19 protein-coding genes and 1 pseudogene are annotated in these 21,699 nt (G+C 69.8%); 8 read left to right on the forward strand and 12 right to left on the reverse strand.

From position 1 onward, the window contains the following. Positions 1-272 precede the first annotated feature (272 nt). The 3 genes from LG278_RS10910 to LG278_RS10920 all read right to left on the reverse strand — a co-directional run bounded on the left by LG278_RS10910 (position 273) and on the right by LG278_RS10920 (position 2,761). Entirely contained in the window at positions 273-635 is a 363-nt protein-coding gene (locus LG278_RS10910; protein WP_141845479.1) for an RNA polymerase-binding protein RbpA, read from the reverse strand. 120 nt (positions 636-755) lie between these two features. After that, positions 756-2,132, reverse strand: a complete 1,377-nt coding sequence (locus tag LG278_RS10915; RefSeq protein WP_404386983.1) for an MFS transporter — start codon at positions 2,130-2,132, stop codon at positions 756-758. 131 nt (positions 2,133-2,263) lie between these two features. Continuing rightward, positions 2,264-2,761, reverse strand: a complete 498-nt coding sequence (locus LG278_RS10920; protein ID WP_404386984.1) for a hypothetical protein — start codon at positions 2,759-2,761, stop codon at positions 2,264-2,266. 75 nt (positions 2,762-2,836) lie between these two features. Here LG278_RS10920 and LG278_RS10925 point away from each other — a divergent pair, with 75 nt between their 5' ends. From LG278_RS10925 to LG278_RS10940, 4 genes are all read left to right on the forward strand, one after another. After that, positions 2,837-3,367, forward strand: coding sequence for a MarR family winged helix-turn-helix transcriptional regulator (locus LG278_RS10925; RefSeq protein WP_404386985.1), 531 nt, complete (start codon positions 2,837-2,839; stop codon positions 3,365-3,367). A gap of 405 nt (positions 3,368-3,772) precedes the next feature. Further along, on the forward strand, positions 3,773-5,719 hold the full coding sequence (locus tag LG278_RS10930) for a CotH kinase family protein (protein ID WP_404386986.1): 1,947 nt from the start codon (positions 3,773-3,775) through the stop codon (positions 5,717-5,719). Positions 5,720-5,801: 82 nt separating this feature from the next. Further along, on the forward strand, positions 5,802-6,998 hold the full coding sequence (locus LG278_RS10935) for a methyltransferase domain-containing protein (protein WP_404386987.1): 1,197 nt from the start codon (positions 5,802-5,804) through the stop codon (positions 6,996-6,998). A gap of 396 nt (positions 6,999-7,394) precedes the next feature. After that, positions 7,395-9,146 (forward strand): CotH kinase family protein, encoded by a 1,752-nt coding sequence (locus LG278_RS10940; RefSeq protein ID WP_404386988.1) that lies wholly within the window; start codon positions 7,395-7,397, stop codon positions 9,144-9,146. A gap of 130 nt (positions 9,147-9,276) precedes the next feature. Here LG278_RS10940 and LG278_RS10945 read toward each other — a convergent pair whose 3' ends face one another. From LG278_RS10945 to LG278_RS10955, 3 genes are all read right to left on the reverse strand, one after another. Continuing rightward, the gene (locus LG278_RS10945) at positions 9,277-10,467 is read right to left on the reverse strand and encodes a Fic family protein (RefSeq protein WP_404386989.1); all 1,191 of its coding nucleotides are present in this window, start codon (positions 10,465-10,467) and stop codon (positions 9,277-9,279) included. Between the two features lie 49 nt (positions 10,468-10,516). Next, positions 10,517-12,442, reverse strand: coding sequence for an alpha-amylase family protein (locus LG278_RS10950; protein ID WP_404386990.1), 1,926 nt, complete (start codon positions 12,440-12,442; stop codon positions 10,517-10,519). A gap of 87 nt (positions 12,443-12,529) precedes the next feature. After that, positions 12,530-13,150, reverse strand: coding sequence for an L-threonylcarbamoyladenylate synthase (locus tag LG278_RS10955; protein WP_404386991.1), 621 nt, complete (start codon positions 13,148-13,150; stop codon positions 12,530-12,532). Between the two features lie 25 nt (positions 13,151-13,175). Here LG278_RS10955 and LG278_RS10960 point away from each other — a divergent pair, with 25 nt between their 5' ends. Beyond that, complete coding sequence (locus LG278_RS10960) at positions 13,176-13,538, forward strand: GNAT family N-acetyltransferase (protein ID WP_404386992.1); 363 nt, start codon at positions 13,176-13,178, stop codon at positions 13,536-13,538. 21 nt (positions 13,539-13,559) lie between these two features. Here LG278_RS10960 and LG278_RS10965 read toward each other — a convergent pair whose 3' ends face one another. The 4 genes from LG278_RS10965 to LG278_RS10980 all read right to left on the reverse strand — a co-directional run bounded on the left by LG278_RS10965 (position 13,560) and on the right by LG278_RS10980 (position 17,956). Continuing rightward, positions 13,560-14,780, reverse strand: a complete 1,221-nt coding sequence (locus tag LG278_RS10965; protein ID WP_404386993.1) for a WXG100 family type VII secretion target — start codon at positions 14,778-14,780, stop codon at positions 13,560-13,562. An 83-nt stretch (positions 14,781-14,863) separates the two neighbouring features. Further along, positions 14,864-16,123: an APC family permease gene (locus LG278_RS10970; RefSeq protein ID WP_404386994.1), complete on the reverse strand. Its 1,260-nt coding sequence runs from the start codon at positions 16,121-16,123 to the stop codon at positions 14,864-14,866. Between the two features lie 61 nt (positions 16,124-16,184). After that, positions 16,185-16,796 carry a CE1759 family FMN reductase gene (locus tag LG278_RS10975; RefSeq protein ID WP_404386995.1) on the reverse strand — a complete coding sequence of 204 codons (612 nt, stop codon included), beginning with the start codon at positions 16,794-16,796 and terminating at the stop codon, positions 16,185-16,187. Continuing rightward, positions 16,793-17,956, reverse strand: a complete 1,164-nt coding sequence (locus LG278_RS10980; protein ID WP_404386996.1) for an LLM class flavin-dependent oxidoreductase — start codon at positions 17,954-17,956, stop codon at positions 16,793-16,795. Before LG278_RS10980 ends, LG278_RS10975 begins: the two co-directional genes overlap by 4 nt. 161 nt (positions 17,957-18,117) lie before the next feature. On the opposite strand from LG278_RS10980, the gene LG278_RS10985 reads away from it, so the two are divergent. Together LG278_RS10985 and LG278_RS10990 are read left to right on the forward strand one after the other, a co-directional pair. Further along, on the forward strand, positions 18,118-18,603 hold the full coding sequence (locus LG278_RS10985) for an NUDIX domain-containing protein (RefSeq protein ID WP_404386997.1): 486 nt from the start codon (positions 18,118-18,120) through the stop codon (positions 18,601-18,603). A 12-nt stretch (positions 18,604-18,615) separates the two neighbouring features. Further along, on the forward strand, positions 18,616-19,371 hold the full coding sequence (locus LG278_RS10990; protein ID WP_404386998.1) for a TrmH family RNA methyltransferase: 756 nt from the start codon (positions 18,616-18,618) through the stop codon (positions 19,369-19,371). Between the two features lie 129 nt (positions 19,372-19,500). On the opposite strand, the gene LG278_RS10995 is transcribed toward LG278_RS10990, so the two are convergent. Together LG278_RS10995 and LG278_RS11000 are read right to left on the reverse strand one after the other, a co-directional pair. Continuing rightward, a complete protein-coding gene (locus LG278_RS10995; protein WP_404386999.1) occupies positions 19,501-20,037 on the reverse strand; it encodes a DUF1697 domain-containing protein in 537 nt (178 codons plus the stop codon). Between the two features lie 2 nt (positions 20,038-20,039). Continuing rightward, positions 20,040-21,002 (reverse strand): annotated as a pseudogene (locus tag LG278_RS11000) (PhzF family phenazine biosynthesis protein). Between the two features lie 7 nt (positions 21,003-21,009). Here LG278_RS11000 and LG278_RS11005 point away from each other — a divergent pair. Further along, positions 21,010-21,639 carry a histidine phosphatase family protein gene (locus LG278_RS11005; protein WP_404387000.1) on the forward strand — a complete coding sequence of 210 codons (630 nt, stop codon included), beginning with the start codon at positions 21,010-21,012 and terminating at the stop codon, positions 21,637-21,639. The last annotated feature ends 60 nt before the right edge of the window (positions 21,640-21,699 follow it).

Here is a 21,699-nt window from a genome sequence, read left to right on the forward strand (position 1 = left end):
ACGACAGATCCACACGCCGGCCCCGGGTGATGCCCGTCGGACCCATAAACCGTGCCTCGACCCCGCTGTCACTGCGTGCAACCGCGCCGAACGTGGACCCTTGTGAGTCCGAGCGTCACCGCGGACCCCGGCATACCGGCATACGGCGGGGCGGTGGGTCCGAGCGTCACCGCGGACCACGGCATACGGCATACGCGGAGCCTGCGGGGGCGGGCAGCGAAAAGCCCGCCTCCACGAACGAGGCGGGCCAGTCGATGTCTCGGGGGTGTGCGTCAGGCGGTCTTGCGCCGGCGCGGCTTCTCGCCTCGCGACTCGCGCAGCAGCGTCAGGCGCTCCTCGAGGAGCTCCTCGAGCTCGGGGATCGAGCGACGCTCGAGCAGCATGTCCCAGTGCGTGCGCACGTGCTTGACGGGCTTGGCGTCGGGCTCGGGTCCACCGCCCTGCAGCTTCGCGTCGAGGCCGCAACGGCACTCCCACGTCGGCGGCACGTCGGCCTCGACCGAGAACGGGAGCTCGGTGCGGTGCCCCTGCGCGCACACGTAGGTAGTGAGCTGACGCTCACTCGGGATGACGTTCTCGTCGGACTCCATGCTCCTGGAACCGAGGTTGGAACCGCGTAGTGCTCGATCGGCCATGTGGACCCCTCCAAAACTCCTGCCACTGGTCGACACCGGTCTGGTGCCCTACCCTCACAGTCGCTTGAACGAGCGAAACGGTCGGGTTGTTCCCGGAGGCCTCGCGGATTGTAGGTGTCGTCAGATGACGGCAGGCACGGGGTTGCCCGCTTCGATGATGCCGCGGCGCATGTCGACCCGGGACAGCAGGTAGCCGCCGATGACGAAGAAGGCGATGAGGCAGATGATGGCCCAGCGGTAGCTGAGGGTCAGCTGGTAGACAAGCCCGAAGATCAGGGTGCCGAGCCAGCTCGTGCCGCGCTCCATGGCCTGGTAGAGGCTGAAGTACTCCGCCTCGCGACCGCGGGGGATGAGCTGGCTGTAGAGCGAGCGCGACAGGGCCTGGGTGCCGCCGAGCACGATGCCGATGAGCAGGCCGAGCGCGAGGAAGACCGCGAGCGACTTCGACGGCGTGACGAAGGCGATGACGACGACGACGGTCCACAGACCGATGCCGTAGAGCACGGTGCGCCAGGCGCCGATGGAGGCCGCGATCCGGCCGGCGAGACGGGCGCCGAAGAAGGCGACGAACTGCACGAAGAGGAAGACGCCGAGCACCGTCGACTCCGAGAAGCCGAGCTCCTTGCTGCCGTAGATGCTCGAGCTGCCGATGACGGTCTGGATGCCGTCGTTGAAGAAGAGGTAGGCGACGAGGAAGGTCAGGGTCATCGGATACTGGCGCAGGTCGCCGAAGGTGCTGCGCAGCTGCGACAGGCTGCCGCGCACGACCCCGGCCTTGCGGTCGACCGGCGTCGCGACCGTGCCCGTCAGGTGACGCAGCCCGAGGTAGGGGATGATCGTGAAGGCTGCCCACCAGATGCCGGCCGAAAGGATGCTGATGCGGGTCGACATCGCCCGGTCGAGCCCGAGGTCCTCGTGGAAGATGTCGAGGGCGAAGTTGAGCGCGAGCAGGGTGCCGCCGCCGAGGTAGCCGAAGGCCCAGCCCTTGGAGGACACCCGGTCGCGCTCGTTCTCGTTGGCGATGCGGCACAGGATCGAGTCGTAGACGACGAGCGAGGCGCCGAGACAGATGCCGGCCACGACGACGAGCGCCGAGCCCAGCTGCCAGTTGGTGCCCGCGATGAAGAACATCAGGCAGGCCGCGAGGGAGCCGGCCCAGGCGAAGCCGGCGAAGAGCCGCGTGGGCTTGGGGCTGCGGTCGGCGATGGCTCCGACGAAGATGAGCACGATCGCCGAGATGATCGTCGTGATCGTCACGGTGAAGAACCACAGGCTGCCCGGGGCGACGGGGATGCCGAGGACCGACAGGGTGTTGGTGCAGTCGGCGCCGTCGGCGAGGCCGGGGCACGCGGCAGCCTCCGCCACCGTCGTCAGGTAGGGGCTGAGCAGCACCGTGGCCGTCGTGGTGACGTAGGCGGAGTTGGCCCAGTCGTACCAGTACCAGGCGCGCTGCTCCTTGGTCTCGGGACGCGCTGCGTTGACGACGACGGACGACATGGCAGGACTGTCCCACACGGGCGGGCCGCGTGGAGCGGTCCCGCGGATGAACACGCCGAGGCGACCGGACGGCATACCCCTTGAGCGCTCAAACATCCGGTATGCCGGGTCGCGGGGGAGGGGAGGGGTGCTCAGGCGTCGTCGATCAGGCGGGGGTCGTCGGTGGTCGTCAGCAGCTCCCAGGCGAGGCCGTGGGCCAGCACGACGAGGCAGACGACGGTGAGCGCGGCCGCCTGCAGGCCGGTCAGCCCGACCGACGCCGCGAGCTCCGGGGCGACTCCGAGCACGACGATGACGAGGTAGAGCACTCCGACGAGCCAGCGGTGGCGGCGGAAGGGCCCGCGCACGCCGGGACGGCTGTCGGCCCGGATGAGCCGGAAGGTCGACCAGGCGCCGAGCAGCGCGACGAGCCCGAACGTCGTGCGCCACAGGCCGGGCTTGCCGGGGTCGACCTGTGCGAAGAGGCCCATGACTCCGGGCAGCAGGAAGGTGAGGTAGACGCCGCCGACGAGCCGGCGGGTCTCGGGGGAGTCGAGCAGCTCGCGGCGCCGGTCGAGCGCCGACCACCAGAGGCCCACGAGGGTGAAGCAGGTGGCCGACACGACGGCGTAGAAGGTGGAGAGGTCCATGGCGCTCCTTCGGGATGCACCCGATGGTCCCACCGGACTGGCCCACGGCAAGCGATTTAGCCCTAAAGTATTGGGGTGAGCACATCATCGGGGGATGAGGTCGACCGGATCGTCGACGCGTGGCGGCGTGAGCGTCCGGACGTCGACGTGTCGTCGATCGGCATCGTCCTGCCGGTCCTGAGGCTCGCTTCGTCTGTCGCCGAGGCGCGCTCCGGTGTGCTGGCGGCCCACGAGCTCGACCAGAGCCATCTCGACGTGCTCAGCGTGCTGCGGCGCACCGGCCCGCCGTACCGGCTCACCGCGGGTGAGCTGTCACGACGCTGCCGGGTGACTCCGGGCGCGACGACGCAGCGCGTGCAGGCGATGGAGACCCAGGGGCTCGTCGAGCGCGTCCGTGAGGAACCGGACCGACGCACGGTGCACGTGCAGCTGACGACGCTCGGGCTGAGCCGGCTCGACGAGGTCTTTGCCGAGGTCGTGGCCGCGGACGAGGGTCTGCTGTCCGGGCTCACGTCGGCGCAGCGCGGCGCATTGGAGTCGGCGCTGCGAGGGTGGCTCGACGTCGTGCAGGCCGGAGCCGAGGCCGACCGCCCCACGACCTCGTAACGCCGATAATCGACATTATGTCACTTAGGGCGACCCTGCCTTGTCCCCCTCGCGTCCACCCCCGGAATGTGACGCCTGAGGCCATATCCCGATTCGGGCGCGAAGGGGCCCCTCTCTGCCTAGGCTCGAAACGGCAGTTCACGTAGAAGGGTGTGCGACATGAGGATCCGCCAGGGGTTCGTATCGGTGCTTGCCACCGCGGCTCTGCTTCTTCCAGCAGCCACCGCCTTTGCCGAGGCAGGGTCCCCTCCCCTGGGGCTGGCCACGACCTCGACGACGCAGGTCACGACGCAGGCCGATGCCGTCAGCAACCTCCCGCATGTGCAGATCGAGCTGGCCGACGGCAACACGCTTGCGTGGCTCAACGAGACCAAGGACCACAAGACGGCCGCCACCTTGGACCTCGTGGACCCGGTCAACCCGGGCTTCGACCTCGCCGACGCGGTGATCACTGAGATCAAGGGCCGCGGGAACAGCACCTGGAACCGGCCCAAGAAGCCGTACCAGATCAAGTTCGACAGTGCCGTCGGTGTGCTCGGAATGGAGACGCACAAGACGTGGGTCCTGCTAGCGAACCACTTGGACCCATCTCTCATGCGCAACAAGCTCACCTATGACCTGGCTGACTCGTTCGGACTTGCGTATTCCCCCCAGTCGCGCTTCGTCGACCTCACCGTCAACGACACATACCTCGGCACCTACCTCCTTTGCGAGAAGACCGAGGTCGGGACGCACCGCGTCGAGCTGCAGACTGACGAGGGTCTGCTGCTCGAGCTCGACAACAACTACGGGACCGAGGAGGACCACTACTTCTACGGCGGGACGAGCAAGTCGGTCTTCGTCCTCAACGACGCGACAATCGACGTCGACGACTTCGACACGGAACCCGTGCTCCAGAAGGCGTACTCGGACGTGCAGGCGTACATCAACGAGCTCGAGACGCTGCTCTACGCGCCCGACCCGGACTGGAACGCAATCTCCCAGATGATCGACGTCGACTCGTTCATCAAGTACTACTTCATCTTCGAAACCAGCGCGAACCCTGACGTCAACAGGTCGAGCATGTTCTTCTACAAGGACGGCCCCGGTGACGTGCTCCACGCCGGTCCCGTCTGGGACTTCGACCTGGCTATGGGGCAGTTCCGCGTCCCGGAGAAGGCGGCCGACCCGACCGGTGAGTGGGGGCGAGTTTCCAGCGTCCTGGGCAACAAGCGCAGCAGCTGGTTCGAGCAGCTCGCGCGCAACGAGCAGTTCATCCAGCGGGCCTACGATGTCTACTCCTCCGAGCTCCAGAGCCACGTCGACGCCCTGCCCGGGAACATCGATGCCCTCGAGGACCACCTCACGCAGTCCGCCGCGGAGAACTTCGAGATCTGGGACGTACTCGGTGAACCGTCCACCCTGGGATCAACGGGGCACCTCATCAGTGACACCTACGAGGGTGAGGTCGCCTATCTGCGCAACTGGGTCGTGCAGCGGGTCCAGCATCTGGCTCGCTCCTACGACCAGGCGATGCCGGTGCTCCGCTTCGCGTCCTTCGTGTCCACCATCGGCTGGCAAGGGGCGGTGACATCGGGCATGGTCGCCGGGACAACAGGCCGGGCCCTGCGTCTCGAGGCCGTTCGCCTGGCACTGTACGACAACGGCCTCAGCGGAACCGTCCAGGGCAATGGGCACGTCCAGTCGATCGGCTGGACGGGCTACCGGAGTCCTGGCACCGCCATCGGCACGACCGGGAGGTCTCTGCGTCTTGAAGCGATCCAGTTGCGACTGACCGGCGAGCTCGCAGCGCGGTATGACATCGAGTACCGCGTGAACGTGCAGGATCGCGGTTGGATGCGTTGGGTGCAGAACGGCGCCACGGCTGGAACGGTCGGCAAGGGGCTGCGTGTCGAGGCGATCCAGATGCGGCTGCTGGAAAAGGTGCAGGCACAGCCTTCTGCGGTCTACAGCTCCCATGTCCAGAGTCTCGGCTGGCTCCCCCCAGTCCATGACGGACAGACCAGCGGGACGATCGGCAGGTCGTTGCGGGTAGAAGCCCTGCAGCTCAACGTGAATGGCAGCAAGTACAGCGGTGACGTCCAGTACCGCGGCCACGTTCAGGGCATCGGCTGGATGAGCTGGACGACGTCGCAGTCCTTCATCGGAACTCTCGGCCTGAGCCGGAGACTCGAGGCGTTCGAGATCAAGCTCACCGGCGACCTCGCCACTCGCTTCTCGGTTCGCTACTCCGCGTACGTCCAGGGCATCGGATGGCAACCCTACGTCGCGAACGGGCAGACGGCTGGAACCACGGGACAGGGGAAGCGAGTCGAGGCCGTCAGGGTCGTCCTGGCTCCCAGGACGTCCTGACGAGCGACGCGACATCCACGGCGAGCGGGGCCGACCGTTGGCCTGACAACCCCGTCGTCGCGCGAGCCGTAGCCTTGGTGCGATGGACTGCGACTACTTCGATGCCCACCGATGCCGCTCGTGTGCACTCATGGGCGTGCCGTATGCCGTCCAGCTCGCTGACAAGCAGCAGCACTGCGCCGCTGTGCTGTCCGACAGTGCGCCCGAGGCGACGTGGCTGCCCGCCTTCGTCTCCCCTGAGTCCGGCTTCCGCAACAAGGCCAAGCTCGTCGTGGGCGGTGACCCCGGCGCCGTGACGCTCGGCATCCTCGACCCGGCGGGCCGCGGCGTCGACCTGCGCGACTGCGGGCTCTACGAGCCCGGGCTTCATGAGCTCATCCCACGCCTCGCCGGCCTCGTCGACGACTTGCAGCTGGAGCCCTACGACGTTCCGGCACGCCGAGGCGAGCTGAAGCACCTCATCGTCACCCACTCCCCCACCGGCGCCGTGATGCTGCGCTTCGTCCTGCGGTCCCAGAAGCAGCTGGCGCTGCTGAGATCGCGCCTGGCCGTCATCAGGGAGCGGTTGCCCGAGGCTGTCGTCGTCTCGGTCAACCTCCAGCCCGACCACAAGGCGGTGCTCGAAGGAGACACGGAGCTCGTGCTGACCGAGGCCGACGTTCTGCCCATGCAGGTCAACGAGATCACTCTCAGCCTACGTCCCAACAGCTTCTTCCAGACCAACACACATGTGGCCGCTGGCCTCTATCGTCAAGCGCAGCAATGGATCTCGACGGCGCGCCCGACGAAAGTCCTCGACCTCTACTGCGGCGTTGGCGGATTCGCGCTCCACAGCGCGGTGCTCGGCGACAGCGGGCCTGCCCAGGTCATCGGGATCGAGGTGTCGCCCGAAGCGGTGACCAGCGCCGACCACACTGCCGGTGAGCTTCGAGCAACTCACCCCGGGCTGGCAGAGATCTCGTTTCGTGTCGGTGACGTGACTGACGTGGCAGGCCTTCGCTCCCTCGGCCCCGGGGCGCTCGTCGTCGTCAACCCGCCCCGTCGCGGCATCGGTCCCGAGCTGGCGCACTGGCTCGAGCGATCCGGCGCCGAGCACGTCGTCTATTCGAGCTGCAACGTCGACAGCCTCTCCAGAGACCTTGCGCGGCTGCCCTCCTACGCTGCTTCGCAGGCTCGGCTCTTCGACATGTTTCCGCAGACCGAGCACCACGAGGTCATGGTGTTGCTCGATCGCACCAGCACTGAGGAACATTGCGTGACAAGGGATCTCGACCAATGAGCAGCGCGGAGTGACTGGCGCGCATTCAGAGACGTTTCGGTGAGTTGGCCGAGGAGTAAGCCGTCCTGCCGCTCTACGGTGCGCTATGGCGTGAGGATGCGGTGACGAGACGACCGCCCGCAGCATGGTCGGGATTGTTCGCCGGTGCTCTGCCGTGGCGTGGAGCGCAGGGTTCCGCGGCTGCAGGGCTGGGCGACCGTTACTCCGGGGCGCTCGGGACCTACCACCCGGTCGGCTGTTCCTTCATCTCACATTCCGCCATTCGGACACGCACCGCCACCTACGCACATAGCCTTCGAAGCGAGTGATCCGAGGGGCCGGATCTCTTTGGGGGCACATCACAGCCGACATTGCAGTTCAGATCGTCCGAAAACGGACGATAGGGGAGGAACACAAATGAACATCCGACGACGAGGTCTTCTAGCGACCTTGGCATCCATCACTCTGCTGCTGCCGGGCACGGCCGCCGTGGCGCAGGCGTCCACCGCACCAGCGGCCGCCTCGATCACCGCGGTGGCCCCGGTTCCCCTCAGCAACCTTCCGATCGTGGCGATCGACCTCACCGACGTCGATCCCACAAAGAACGACCTCGACTACCTCAACGCCTCCAAGGACAACTCTGTGGGCGCGACGGTGAACCTGGTCGACGGGTCAACCCCGGCCAACGACATCGTGGATGCCCTGGCCACGATCAAGGGTCGCGGCAACTACACCTGGACGCTGGACAAGAAGCCCTACCAGATCAAGTTCAAGACGGCGGTGGCCCCGCTCGGCATGGAGTCGACGCGGACCTGGATCCTGCTCGCGAATCACACGGACCCGTCCCTGATGCGCAACAAGCTGACCTACGACCTGGCACGTGGCGTGAACCTTGCGTACTCCCCTGAGTCGCGCTTCGTCGACGTCAAGATCACCGACGCGGACGGTGAACACATTCTGGGCAACTACCTTCTCACCGAGAAGGTCGAGGTCGGTCCGACTCGGGTGAACCTCACTGATCCGCAGGCGAACCTCGTGGAGCTGGACCAGAACTACGGCACTGCCGAGCCGTTCTACTTCACCACTGCCACCAGCAAGCGGATCTTCACGCTCAAGGATGCGCCCGGTGGCATCGGTGACACGCTCACCGCGGATCAGGCGGCCGGATGGGCCAGCACCAAGTCCTACATCAACACCTTCGAGGCGGCGCTCTACGCGACCAGCCCGGACTGGACGAAGATCAGCTCGATGATCGATGTCGACTCGTTCGTGAAGTACTACTTCGTTCACGAGATCGCAGAGAACTACGACTTCAACCGGTCGAGCATGTTCTTCTACAGGAACGGCCCGAGCGACAAGTTGCACGCCGGCCCCGTGTGGGACTTCGACCTCGCTCTCGGCAACTTCACGCCCCACAGCTGGGGCGGAGACCCCACCTCTGACTACGCGAAGACCACCACCTACCTGCGCAGCAAGACACACAACTGGTTCGAACAGCTCATGCGCAATCCGCAGTTCGTCGCCAAGGCCAACGCGCTCTACACGTCAACGGTCCGGCCTCAGGCCGACATCATGGAGGCGCAGGTCGACAACCTGAAGGCGGACCTGACCGCGTCGGCGGAGCGCAACTTCGAGATCTGGGCCGGTTCGCGTGGTTACGGCCCCACGACCTTCAGCACCGGCGTGGCGGCCCTCGAGAGCTGGACGACGAGCCGCGTCGACTACCTGGCAAAGGCGTACGGCTCGAGCCTGCCGACCTTCAGGTTCGCGGCCCACGCCGCATCGATCGGCTGGCAGGCAGCAGTGTCGGGCGGCATGATCGCCGGCACCACCGGGGAGTCGAGGCGCGTGGAGGCTCTGCGCTTCCAGATCGTCAACACCAGCCTTGCTGGCGGCATTCAGGGCAACTCCCACGTGCAGAGCATCGGCTGGACGGACTGGGGGGCGACCAACGCAGTGGTCGGCACGACCGGGCGTGCGCTCCGGCTCGAGGCGGTGCAGCTGAGGCTCACGAGCACGCTGGCGGCGAACTTCGACCTGGGCTACCGCGTGCACGTGCAGAGCGTGGGCTGGATGCCGTGGGTGAAGAACGGCGCGACTGCCGGCACGACCGGCCGGGGTCTGCGCATCGAGGCGATCCAGATCCGGTTGCTCGACAAGACGCCGTAATCGACCGCGACCCGCGCCACCGGCGCACCCGTGCTTCGGCGCTGGTGCGCCGGTGGTGTGCCGGTCATGCCCGGGACGCATTGCATAATGTCGATTACCGGCGAATAGTCATGCAGCACAATCGAATTCGTCAGCGCGCACGCCGACCCAGCCCAGCGGCATATGCGTCCAGTGCTCTGAGCACCGCAGGCGCCCGATAGACCCGGTTGCGTCGGTGACCGGTGGACTCCAGCAGTATGCCGTCGGCCACGAGCCGCTGCAGGGCTGACTGCGCGGTCGGCGCGGTGACGCCCAGCTCACGGGCGACGACGCGTGCCGTGACGACGGGCTGGCGCAGGAGGAGGTCGAGCAGGGCCCACGACGCGGAACCGGCTCGTGCCGTCAACCGGCCGGCCCACTCCTCTCGCACGCCGCGCAGGGTCGCGACGAGGCGCTCACCGATGTGGGTGCCGCTGCGGGCCGCCTCGGCCACGCAGCGCAGGATCGGCTCCGCATCGCCGGCGCGATAGGCGCCGAGAGCCGCGAAGTAGTCGTCACGCAGGGCCAGCAGCCCTGCCGAGATCGGCACCGTGACCCGGTGGATCGCCCCGGTGTGCAGCAGCACCGAGTGCAGCAGGGCCCGGCCCGTGCGGCCGTTGCCGTCGGTGAAGGGGTGGATGGTCTCGAACTGGGCGTGCGCGAGGGCGGCCTGGGCGAGGGGTGGCAGGTCGTCACGGTCCATGAAGCGCACGAGATCCGCCATCAGGCCCGCCACGTCGTCCGCGACGGGCGGCACGTAGTGCGCGTCGCCGGGGTGCAGGGGGGAGCCGCCCACCCACACCTGCTGCTCGCGCCACGCGCCGGGCGCGTGCACCGACTGCTGTGACATGAGAGCGCGGTGCATGGAGAGCACTGCCTCCTCGTCGAGGTGCCCGGCGAGGTCGAGGGCGGCCTGCATCGTGCGCACGTTGGCCAGGATCACGGCGGCGTTGGCCCGCGAGCCCTCGCCGATCTCGGCCTCGGCGAGGGCCCGAGCCGAGGAGGTGAGGTTCTCGATCTGCGAGCTCGCGGCACTCTCGGAGCGCAGCAGCACCGATGCGAACGGGGCGATCTCCCCCGCTCCCCCGGCATCGAACGTCGCCAGCAGCCGGGTCGCGTCGTCGAGGTCGGCGGCGAGGTCGCCGCCCAGCACGAGCGGCACGCCGGCGATGGGCGGCACGACCGCGGCGGCATACGTCAGCGGCGTCGAGCGCAGGGCGCGCCGCGACAGGTCGAAGAGACCCTCGACGGGCTGCCACGGCACCGTCGCGCTGCCGAGCGCGGGCCAGGTCACGGAGCTCATCCTCACCTCCTTGATAAAGGTTAGCCGACAACCTTTATCAAGAGTGGGCTCAGGGGGCCTCGACGACCCACCAGGCGGCATACGGGCTCAGGGCGACCCGGCCGTCGGGGCCGGCATAGACGGCGTGTCCGCCGATCGCGTCCACGGGCTCGCGAAGGCCCGCGGCGGCGAAGAGGTCGATGCCGACGTGGCGCCACTCCCCCGTGACGTTGTAGACGCACACCATCGACCCGCTCGGGTGGGCGCGCCGCACGGCGAGCACCCCGTCCTCGGTGTCGCTGAGCACCTCCGTCGCCCCCGACGCGTGCAGCTGCGGCAGCCCCGCCCGCACGCGGGCGAGGTGCGCCACACCCTGGAAGACGCGCCCGGCACGCGTGCTCGGGTCGCGGCTCGAGGCCGCCTCGGTCCAGTCGATGCGCACCCGGTGCGCCCACCGGTTGTCGTCCTCGTGGCCCGCCTCGTCGGCCCAGCGGGGATCGTTGGGCAGGCCGAGCTCGTCCCCGCTCCACACGACCGGTATGCCGCCCCAGCCGGCGACGATCGCATGCGCCAGGAAGAGCCGGGCGAGGGCCGCTCCCTCGGCGTCGGCGTCGGGCGCTTCCGAGAGGCCCACGAGGGCCGCCGCCGTGCCGCTGATGCGCTTGTCGCCCGTGGCCGGGTTGTGCTGGAAGACGAGGCCACGCGCCCACGAGCCCGGGAAGTCCCCGGCATACCAGTCGGACAGGAAGCGGCGGTGCTCCCAGCCGTTCAGCCCGACGGCGGCCGCGTCACCGTCGTCGATCGCCCAGCCGATGTCGTCATGGCAGCGGACGTAGCAGATCCAGGTCCCGTTGGGGGGCGTTGTGGGCAGGGCCCGCAGGGCCTGCTTGGCGAGCAGGGTGCTGCCGGTGGCGAGCATCGACCACACCTGCACCATGAGGCTGTTGTGGTAGGCGAGGTCACTCACGCGGCCCGCGTGACGCCCTTGCCCGAGGTACTGCACGAGGTCGCGCGGTCCGACGATCGCCTCGGCCTTGAAGGCGAGCGCCGGCGCGGCGATCCGCGCTACCGTGCGCAGCGCCTGGGTGACGGCATGGACCTCGGGCTGGTTCTGGCAGTTGGTGCCGAGGCGCTTCCAGGTGAAGGCGATCGCATCGAGACGCAGCACCTCGACCCCGAGGTTGGCCAGATGCAGCACGACGTCGGCGAGCTCGACGAGGACGTCGGGGTTGGCCCAGTTGAGGTCCCACTGCCACTCGTTGAAGGTGGTCCAGACCCAGGCGTCGAGGTCGTTGTCCCACGTGAAGTTGCCGGGGGCGAAGTCGGGGAAGACCTCGGGCAGGGTGCTCTCGTAGGCGTTCGGCATCTCGCGGTCGGCGAAGACGTGGAAGTAGTCGCGGTAGCGCGCCTCCCCCGCTCGCGCGCGACGGGCCCACTCGTGCTCGCGGGCGACGTGGTTGAGCACGAGGTCGAGCACGAGCGAGACACCGTGACCGCGCAACGTGCGGGTCAGCTCGCGCAGGTCGTCGACGTCACCGAGGTCGGAGCGCACCGTGCGGAAGTCCTGCACGGCGTAGCCGCCGTCGTTGTCACCCTCGCGCGGCTGCAGCAGCGGCATGAGGTGCAGGTAGGTCACGCCGAGGTCGCGCAGGTAGGGCAGTCGGCTCGGGATGCCGGCCAGGTTGTCGGCGAATCTCTCGGTGTAGCAGGCGTATCCGAGCATGTCGGGCTGCTGGAGCCAGTCGGGTCGCAGGAGGCGGCGCTGGTCGAGGTGCCGCAGCTCGGGCTCGCGCGCCCGGAAGCCGGCGATGGCGGTCTCGACGAGCCGCAGCGTGAGGGCCGAGACATCGTGCCCTGGGTAGAGCAGCGTGAGGGCGTCGACGAGGTCGTCGGACCAGCGCTCGAGGCGCAGCTCGATGGTCTCGCGCTCCTGCTCGTCGAGATCGGCCAGGAGGGAGGAGACCGACTCCGACGTCGGCCCGGTGCGGGGTCTCATGGGCCGATTGAAGCGCAGTGCGGCCGGGTGCGACAGGGGCCACGCGGAGGAGTGCCCGTCAGGTGCACGCGGTCGGCACCCATGGCGTCACTCGAAGGGGCTCGGATCGCCCGCACCGACACGGGTGACGACCGGTGCACCCTCGGAGAAGTCGACGACCGTCGTCGGCTCGAGCCCGCACTCCCCCGAGTCGATGACGGCGTCGATGACGTGGTCGAGGCGGTCCTTGATCTCCCAGCCCTCGGTCATCGGCTCGTCGTCGTCGGGCATGAGCAGCGTGCTCGACAGGATCGGCTCCCCCAGCGCCTTGAGCAGCTCACGGACGACCGGGTGCTCCGGGATGCGCACGCCGACCGTCTTCTTCTTCGGGTGGAGCAGACGCCGCGGCACCTCCTTCGTCGCAGGGAGGATGAACGTGTAGGGCCCCGGCGTGACGGCCTTGATGGCCCGGAAGACGGAGTTGTCGAGCTGCACGAACTGACCCATCTGGGCGAAGTCCGAGCAGACGAGGGTGAAGTGGTGCTTGTCGTCGAGCTGGCGGATGCGCAGGATGCGCTCCTTGCCCTCGGGGTTGTCGAGGGAGCACCCCAGCGCGAAGCACGAGTCGGTCGGGTAGGCGATCAGGCCGCCGGACCGCAGGATCTCGACCGCCTGCCCGATCGCCCTGGGCTGCGGGTCCACCGGGTGGACGTCGAAGTACCTCGCCATGGGCCCACCCTGCCATGCTGGCGCCATGAGTGAGGACGTGGACACGATCGAGGTCGTCGACAACCCCGCCGCCGGCGCGTTCGAGCTGCGCGACGCGGGCCGGCTCATCGGCGTTGCACGGTATGCCGTGGTGCCGGCCTCCGAGGGCCGGGCGGAGCGGGTTGTCTTCTTCCACACCGAGGTCAGCCAGGCCCGTGAGGGTGAGGGTCTCGCCGGCCGCTTGGCGTCCGCAGCGCTCGACCAGACGGTTGCGGCGGGCCGCACGATCGTCGCGCTTTGCCCCTACATTAAGGTCTTCCTGAGGCGTCACGAGGACGACTACGCCGGGCACGTCGCCGCGCCCCAGCCCGCCGACCTCGAGGCCGTCGACCGGGCCGTCGACGGCTGAGTCGCTGGCGGCTGGGCTGGCTCAACGACGGCCGAAGTGGTCGCTGGCCTCCATGGCGTCCAGCACCGACGGCGTGCCGTGCTGGTCGACGGAGTAGCGACCGATGTCGATGGCCGTGTCGACGACGAAGCCGACCGGGTTGGTGAGGTCCCACGGCGAGACCTCGATCTCGGGGCCCCGGGCCGGGTCGAGCGCGATCTGCGTGCCGAGGGCGTTGGGCAGGATGTTGTCGCCGATGAGCGGCACGTGGTCGGTGAACGAGCCGAGAGGGTGCTGCAGCGTCGTCAGCACCTCGCCGCGCACGTGATAGTTGCGCACCTGGTCGGGCGCGATGACCGGGCTCTCCTGGCCCACGAGGGCGGCGGCGACCACGGTGTTGGGGTGTACCCCGGCCGCGTTGAAGGTGACGGCAGGCAGGTCGGTGGCCACCGAGGCCGTGCTCGCCAGCCCGCCTCCGAGCGAGTGCCCGGTCAGCACGACGTTGTCGGAGCCGACCGCGCGGGACAGCTGCTCGGCGAGCCCGATGGCCTGACCGTGCTGACCGCTGAGGGCGCCGACGCCCTGCTGGAGGTTGGTGCCCCAGTCTTCGACACTGGCGGGGTCGGTGCCGGCGAAGGCGAGCACGTAGCCGCCGTCCGCGTCACGGTAGATGCCCGCCTGGAAGCCGCCCGGCCCCTCGAGCGAGCCGGGGTCGATGCCGAGCGCCATCAGCTCGGCATCGCTGACCGGGTCGAAGTGCTCACTGCCCTCACCGTCGTAGACCCCGGCTGCCAGCTCGGCGAGCTCGAGGTCGATGTCCTGGGGGGTCGTGCCCCGGGTGTCGTCGGCGATGCTCGGCTCGTCGACGACACCCGTTCCCGCCGACCCGGCGCCGCCGAGATCGGGGAACAGGCCCGCTGACCCGGGCACCGCGCTCGGGAGCAGGGCGGGCGCCGCCGTGGCCATGGTGCTCGCCGTGCGCTGGGCCCGGGCGTTCTCGCGCAGCCGGACCGAGAGCGTCTCGAGCGAGGTCGTGAGGGTCGTGAGGGCCACCGCAGAGCGGCGCCACTCGGCCTGGACGGCGTCGGAGTCGGCGCCACCCCACGACCGACGGATCACGGCCAGCGCCTCGGTGCCGGCAGCGCGCACCGACTCGACCTCGCGCGCACACGTCGCCAGCTCGCCGGCGACGCGGTCGAGCACCTCGGGGTCACCCCCCTTGCGATAGAGCATCGCCGCCTCCTCCTCGACCACCTCGGCCACCTCGACAAGGCCTCACGCTAGGTGACGGCGCCCGACCCGTCGATGGGGAGCACTCCCCCTGATGAGCCGGTGGGGCCGGCCGCTCAGGTCGTGCGACGCCGCACGACGAGGCGGCCGAGCAGCCCGACGGCGAGCACGGCGATGCCCGCGACGAGTGAGGTCGCGGGCACGGCGAGCGCCAGCACGACGCACCCGAGGAGCCCGACGACCGGCACGAGCCGGGGATAGCGGCGGTGCGGCTCCTGCTGGGTCAGGGCGGAGGCGTTGGCGACGGCGTAGTAGGTCAGCACCCCGATGGACGAGAAGCCGATGGCCGCCCGCAGGTCGGTGACGAGCACGAGGACGCACACGACGGCGGCGACGGTGACCTCGGCGACGTGGGGCACGGCATACCGCTCATGGACGGCGGAGAGGGGCCGTGGCAGGTCTCCCTCGCGCGCCATGGCGAGCGCCGTGCGCCCGACCCCCGCGATGAGGGCGAGCAGGGCGCCCAGGGTGGCGGCGGCAGCGGCCACGACCACGACCAACTGGAGCCAGGCGCCCGACGTGACGGTCGCGGCAGCAGCGCGCAGCGGCGCCGGGCTCGAGGCGAGCGCGTCGACGCCGAGCACGCCCAGCAGCACGACACCGGTGACGGCATAGAGCGGCACGACGACCGCGAAGGCGCCGAGGATCGCCCGGGGGATCGTGCGGGTGGGGTCGACGACCTCCTCGCCCAGGGTCGCGATGCGGGCGTAGCCAGCGAAGGCGAAGAAGAGGATCGCTGCGCCCTGCAGCACTCCCCCGGCACCGACCGCGCCGGTGACGAGGTCGACTGGGTCCGGTCGTGCCCCAGCGACGGCAACGGCGACGAGGACCACCGCCAGCAGGACGAGCACCAGGGTGACGATGACCCTCGTGAGGCGCGCGGTCCGCGTGATGCCGCGGTAGTTGACCGCGGCGAGGGCCACCACGGCCCCGACGGCCACCGGCTTCTGCCAGGCATCGGGCACGAGGTAGGCCGCGAAGACCAGCGCCATGGCAGCGCAGCTCGCCGTCTTGCCGATGACGAAGCCCCACCCGGCGACGAAACCCCACCACGGGCCCAGGCGCTCGCGACCGTAGACGTAGGTGCCGCCGGAGGTTGGGTACTGCGCGGCGAGCTGGGCCGACGACGCAGCGTTGCACAGGGCGACGAGCGCCGCGACGCCGAGCGAGAGCAGCAGCAACGCCCCGGCCGCCCCCGCAGCCGGGGCGAACGCGCTGAAGAGCCCGGCCCCCACCATCGACCCGACGCCGATGACGACGGCGTCGGGCGTGGTGAGGCGCCGGGCCAGCGACGGGCCCGAGGGCTCTGCGGTCATGCCGAGCAGTCTGCCCTGTGGGCTGGCTCGTCAGGCGCCGCTGGCCCGCAGGGCGCGCGGGTCAGCTGCGCAGGCCGGTCAGCAGCGACTCGAAGGGCGTGACGTCGGCGAAGGGGTCGACACGCTCGACCCGGGGCTGTCCCGTGACGAGGCCGGCGAAGGAGCGGCCGGCCCGCTCGATGCGCTCGCCGAGGCGGCCGGCGTCGGTGCTGCCCCAGTCCTCGCTCGCGGCGAAGACCGCAACGGGCGCGACGAGCGCCCCCAGGTGGGCGAAGAGCGGCCGGAGCGCGTGGTCGATCGCCAACGAGTGCCGTGCCGTGCCGCCCGTGGCGCCGAGCAGCACCGGGGTGTCGCGCAGGGCGTCCTGGGGCAGCACGTCGACGAGCATCTTGAAGAGCCCGCTGTAGGACGCGGCATACACGGGGGTGGCCACGATGACAGCGTCCGCCTCGGTGATGGCGTCGAGGCGCACCTGCAGCTCCGGCGACGCGAAACCGGTCAGCACGTTGTTGGTCACGTCGTGGGCGACGTCACGGACGTCGATGACCTCGACGACGACCTCGCGGGGTGCGAGCGCCGCGACGGTCGCGGCGGTCAGCCGGTCGGCGAGCAGGCGCGTCGAGGACGGCTGCGTGACGCCGGCCGTGATGACGGCGAGGTGGAACGGGTTCACTTCGACACCTCCAGGGTGGGCGTGGTGGTGGGCTCGGGCGAGGCGCCGGTGACGTCGTCGAGCGCGTGGACGGTCACGTCGTGGGCACCGCCCGCTGCCGCGACGAGGCTGGCGTGGGTCGGCGCGTCGGGCACGTGCGCCGGCTTGAGCGCGGCGAACTCCTTGCGGAGCACGGGGACGACCTCCTCGCCGAGCAGGTCGAGCTGCTCGAGCACCGTCTTGAGCGGCAGGCCGGCGTGGTCGATCAGCCAGAGCTGGCGCTGGTAGTCGCCGGCGTAGTCACGGAAGGCGAGCGTGCGCTCGATGACCTCCTGTGGGCTGCCGACGGTGAGCGGCGTCTGGCTGGTGAACTCCTCGAGCGACGGTCCGTGGCCGTAGACGGGAGCGTTGTCGAAGTAGGGGCGGAACTCGCGCACCGCGTCCTGGGAGCTCTTGCGCATGAACACCTGTCCGCCGAGGCCGACGATGGCCTGGTCGGCGCTGCCGTGGCCGTAGTGCTCGAACCGGCGGCGGTAGAGCTGGACCATCTGCCGCGTGTGGCTGGCCGGCCAGAAGATGTGGTTGGAGAAGAACCCGTCGCCGTAGTAAGCGGCCTGCTCGGCGATCTCGGGGCTGCGGATCGACCCGTGCCAGACGAACGGCGCGATGCCGTCGAGGGGGCGGGGCGTCGAGGTGAAGCCCTGGAGCGGAGTGCGGTACTTCCCCTGCCAGTTGACGACCTCCTCGCGCCACAGCCGGTGCAGCAGGGCGTAGTTCTCGATCGCGAGCGGGATTCCGTCGCGGATGTCCTTGCCGAACCACGGGTAGACCGGGCCGGTGTTGCCACGGCCCATCATGAGGTCCATGCGGCCGTTGCTCAGGTGCTGGAGCGTCGCGTAGTCCTCCGCGATGCGCACCGGGTCGGTCGTCGTGATGAGGGTCGTCGACGTGGAGAGGATGATCCGCTCGGTCTGGGCGGCGATGTAGGCGAGCGTCGTCGTCGGGGCCGACGGCACGAAGGGCGGGTTGTGGTGCTGCCCCGTCGCGAAGACGTCGAGACCGACCTCCTCGGCCTTCCTGGCGATGGCGATCGTCGCGGTGATGCGCTCGTGCTCGGTCGGCGTGCGGCCCGTCGTGGGGTCGGTGGTCACGTCGCCGACGGTGAAGATGCCGAACTGCATGGTCCCAGCTCCTTTGTGATTGAGAATTCAACCATACCAACACGAAGGCGTCGATGGGCATTCCCGGCCCGGTCAGCCGCCGACCGCGCGCCACGACCCCACGCCACGACCCCATGCCACGGCCCAGAGGAGGCGGACGGCATACGTGGTTGGGTGGTGGCGTGTGGATCACGGAGCAGGCCCACGCGGCGGCCGCCGGGCTGTGGCGACGCGCCGGTGGCCGGCTGCAGTGGCGCCTCGTGCGCTGGCGCAACGCCACCTTCCTCGTCGGCCTGACCGGCGTCGTGCTCGACCCGGAGGGTCGGGTGCTCGTGCTCGAGCACCGCTACTGGATGGGCAACGCGTGCGGGCTGCCGTCGGGGTATGCCGTCCGGCGCGAGACGTGGGAGCAGGGCCTTGCGCGCGAGGTACGTGAGGAGACGGGGCTCGAGGTCGCCCACGTCACCGTCGTGCGCGTGCGGTCGGGCTTCGAGGGACGCATCGAGGTGCTGCTGTCGGCGACCGTGCCGCCCGGCGCCGAGCCCCGACCCGACGGCGGCGAGGTGCTGACCGCCGAGTTCCTCGACGTCGACGAGGCCCGGACGCGCCTGCGAGGCGAGCACGTGCGGATGCTCGACCTCGTCCTCGGAGGTCCGGTCGGAGCGTGACATCCTGTTGCGGTGACGGCTGACATCTCGCCCAAGGACCGCTTCATCACCGTCTACGGTCGCAACCCCGTGCACGAGGTGCTGCTCGACGAGACCCTCGTCGTCGACAAGGTCGTCGTCGCCGAGGGTGCCCGCGGAGAGGGCATCCGCGAGATCAGGGCGGCCGCGCGGCGACGGGGGGTCGACGTGCAGCTCGCCAGCCCCGAGCGGGTCAAGAAGCTCGCGGGCAACGGCCGTCAGGACCAGGGCGTCTTTGCCGACGTCGTCGCGCCCCGGATGCGCCCGCTCGACGCCGCGCTCGACGACGCCGCCCTGCGCAGCGTGCTCGTGCTCGACGGCCTGACGACCCCGGCCAACGTCGGGATGATCCTGCGCACGGCGACGGCGGCGGGCCTCGACGGCATCGTCGTGCCCCGTCGGGGCGTCGCCTCCATCGACCCGCTCGTCGTCAAGGCCTCGGCCGGGGTCGCCTTCCGGGCGCCGATCCTCAAGGCCTTCACGGCCGGCGAGGCGGTCGCGGCGCTCAAGCAGCGTGGTTTCCACGTCGTCGGGCTCGATGCCGACGGCGACGACGACCTCTTCACGGCGCACCTTCCGGAGCCCGTGGCCTTCGTGCTCGGCAGCGAGACGGCGGGCCTCTCCCCCGACGTCGCCGACCTCGTCGACACGTGGGTGTCGATCCCGATGGCCGCTGGCGTCGAGTCGCTCAACGTCGCGGCGGCGGGGGCCGTCGTGTGCTTCGAGCTCGTGCGCCGCGCCCGCGCCTGACCTTGCTTCACGCCGGCCGGTCAGACGGACCGCCACGACCCTGTGCCAGTCGTGCTGGTCAGGCGTGGCGACGGCGAGGGCGCGCAGTCGTGGCGGTCCGTCGGCCCGGTCACCCAGGCGCGCGCGGCCTCACGCACCCCACTTGTCGGCGAGGGCACGCACGACCGTCATGTTGCGGGCGGTCCCCACGCCGCCCGTGAGCCTCTCGATGCGCACGTTGGTCAGCTTCGCGGCCTGCACTCCCGCGGCCAGGAAGAGCACGATGTCGTTGCCGAGGACGCGGGCCGCCTCGGTCTCGGCGTCCCAGGCATGCAGGGCGTCGACTCCTGCGGGGTCGAGCTCGCCGCTCATCACCATGACGTAGCGGGTGGCGCCGGCGATCGGCGACTCGAGCGCGTCCGCCTCCTGCGCGAGCCGGCGCACCTGGGCCGGGGTGCGCACGACGACCGGCACGTCGAAGCCGAACGCCTCGCTGATGAGGGCGCGCAGGTCCGTCTCCAGGCGGGCGGCGCTGCGCGTGGCGCTTCGCACCTTGAGGTTGCCGCTCTGGATGTGCGTCTCGACGTCGTCAAAACCCTTGTCCTGCAAGAGCTCCCGCAAGGTCTGCATCTTGACCTGCCGCTTGCCGACGTTGACGGCGCGCAGGAAGCCGATCCAGGTGGGCACGGTCAGCCCTCGGTGGACGGGGCGTCCGACCCGTCGCCGGCGACACAGGTGCCCTCACCCACGACGTCGACCCGACCGCCGACGTGCACTCCCCCGTCGGCGTCGATCTCGAGCAGCAGCAGGGACGGCCGCCCGACGGCCGCCCCCTGGCTGACGGCGACGGACACGTCACGCGAGCCCTGGTGCACGAGCCAGCCGCCCAGGTTGGCGCACGCAGACCCGGTGGCAGGGTCTTCGTGCACGGCGCCGTCCTGGGTATAGAACAGGCGTGCCTCGATCGATGTCGGACCGGTCCACGCCCAGACGTAGACGTGCGGCGGCCGACCCGGCGAGGTCATGTGCTCGGTCATCGCGTCCGCGTCGGGGCGGCAGGACCGCACGCCGTCAGCCGAGTCGACCCGCACGATGAGCTACTCGACGCCGGCGCTGACCCAGAGAGCGTCGGACCGCACGACGGCTGCGGCATCGACCCCCAGCGCAGCCGCGAGCTCGGCCTGCGAGGAGGTCACCTCGCGCACCGTCGCGGCCGGCGCGGTCAGCTGCCAGCCGACCTCGCCGATGCGGGTCACCGGGATGTCGCCGGCGGGCACGGTGAGCGTGACCGTGTCGAGCGGCCGCGGTCCCAGACCGGCCACGACGGCTGCGGTGCCGAGCGTGGGATGCCCCGCGAAGGGCATTTCGTGGCCGGGCGTGAAGATGCGCACCGTCGCGCGGCCGGAGCCGTCGTGCCCGGTGATGAAGGCGGTCTCGCTGAGGTTGAACTGCCGGGCCCACGCCTGCATCTGCGTGTCCGAGAGCGCGCTCGCCTCGGTGAGGACGGCGAGCGGGTTGCCCGAGAAGGCATCACCGTTGAGCGAGAACACGTTGAGGAGGCGAAACGGCAGGTCCATGTGCTGAGTGTGCCCGAGACGGCGGCCGTGACGCGCGCCTCGGCGCAAGGACACCGGTGTGCTGCGCCGATACATTGCTCACATGGCTTCCCCCGACGGTGTCGTCCCCGGCAACATCTACCTCTTCCGGCACGGCGAGACCGAGTGGTCGCTCTCCGGTCAGCACACCGGCACGACCGACCTGCCGCTCCTCCCCCAAGGTGAGTCAGCGGCGCGCGAGCTCGCCGACGTGCTGCGCAAGAAGCGCTTCGAGCGGGTGCTCGTCTCTCCGCTCCAGCGCGCCAGGCGCACCGCAGAGCTCGCGGGTCTCGGCGACTTCGAGGTCGAGCCGCTGCTGCGGGAGTGGGACTACGGCGCCTACGAGGGCATCACGACGACCGAGATCAGCGCCGAGATCGGTCGCCCCTGGGAGGTCTTCGCCGACGGCGTGCGTCCCGGCGTCACTCCCGGCGAGACCGTCGAGCAGGTCTCCGCCCGCGCCCAGCAGGTCATCGACAAGGTGTGGCCCGACCTCGTGCACGGCGACGTGGCCCTCTTTGGCCACGGTCACGCGCTGCGCGTGCTCACCGCGACCTTCCTCGGGCTCGACCCTCGCTTCGGCCAGAACCTCATCCTCGACGCGGGGTCGATGAGCGTGCTGACGCACCACCGCTCGACGCGCTGCATCGGGATGTTCAACCTCTCCCCCTGGCGCCTGCTCTCCGAGGACTGAGCGCGCCCCGGATCGCCAGCATTCCTCCCCCAAGCACTGCCGAGGTATGCCGTGTGGCCG

This window comes from Humibacillus xanthopallidus, from assembly GCF_044793955.1.
GTDB lineage: Bacteria > Actinomycetota > Actinomycetes > Actinomycetales > Dermatophilaceae > Humibacillus > Humibacillus xanthopallidus_C.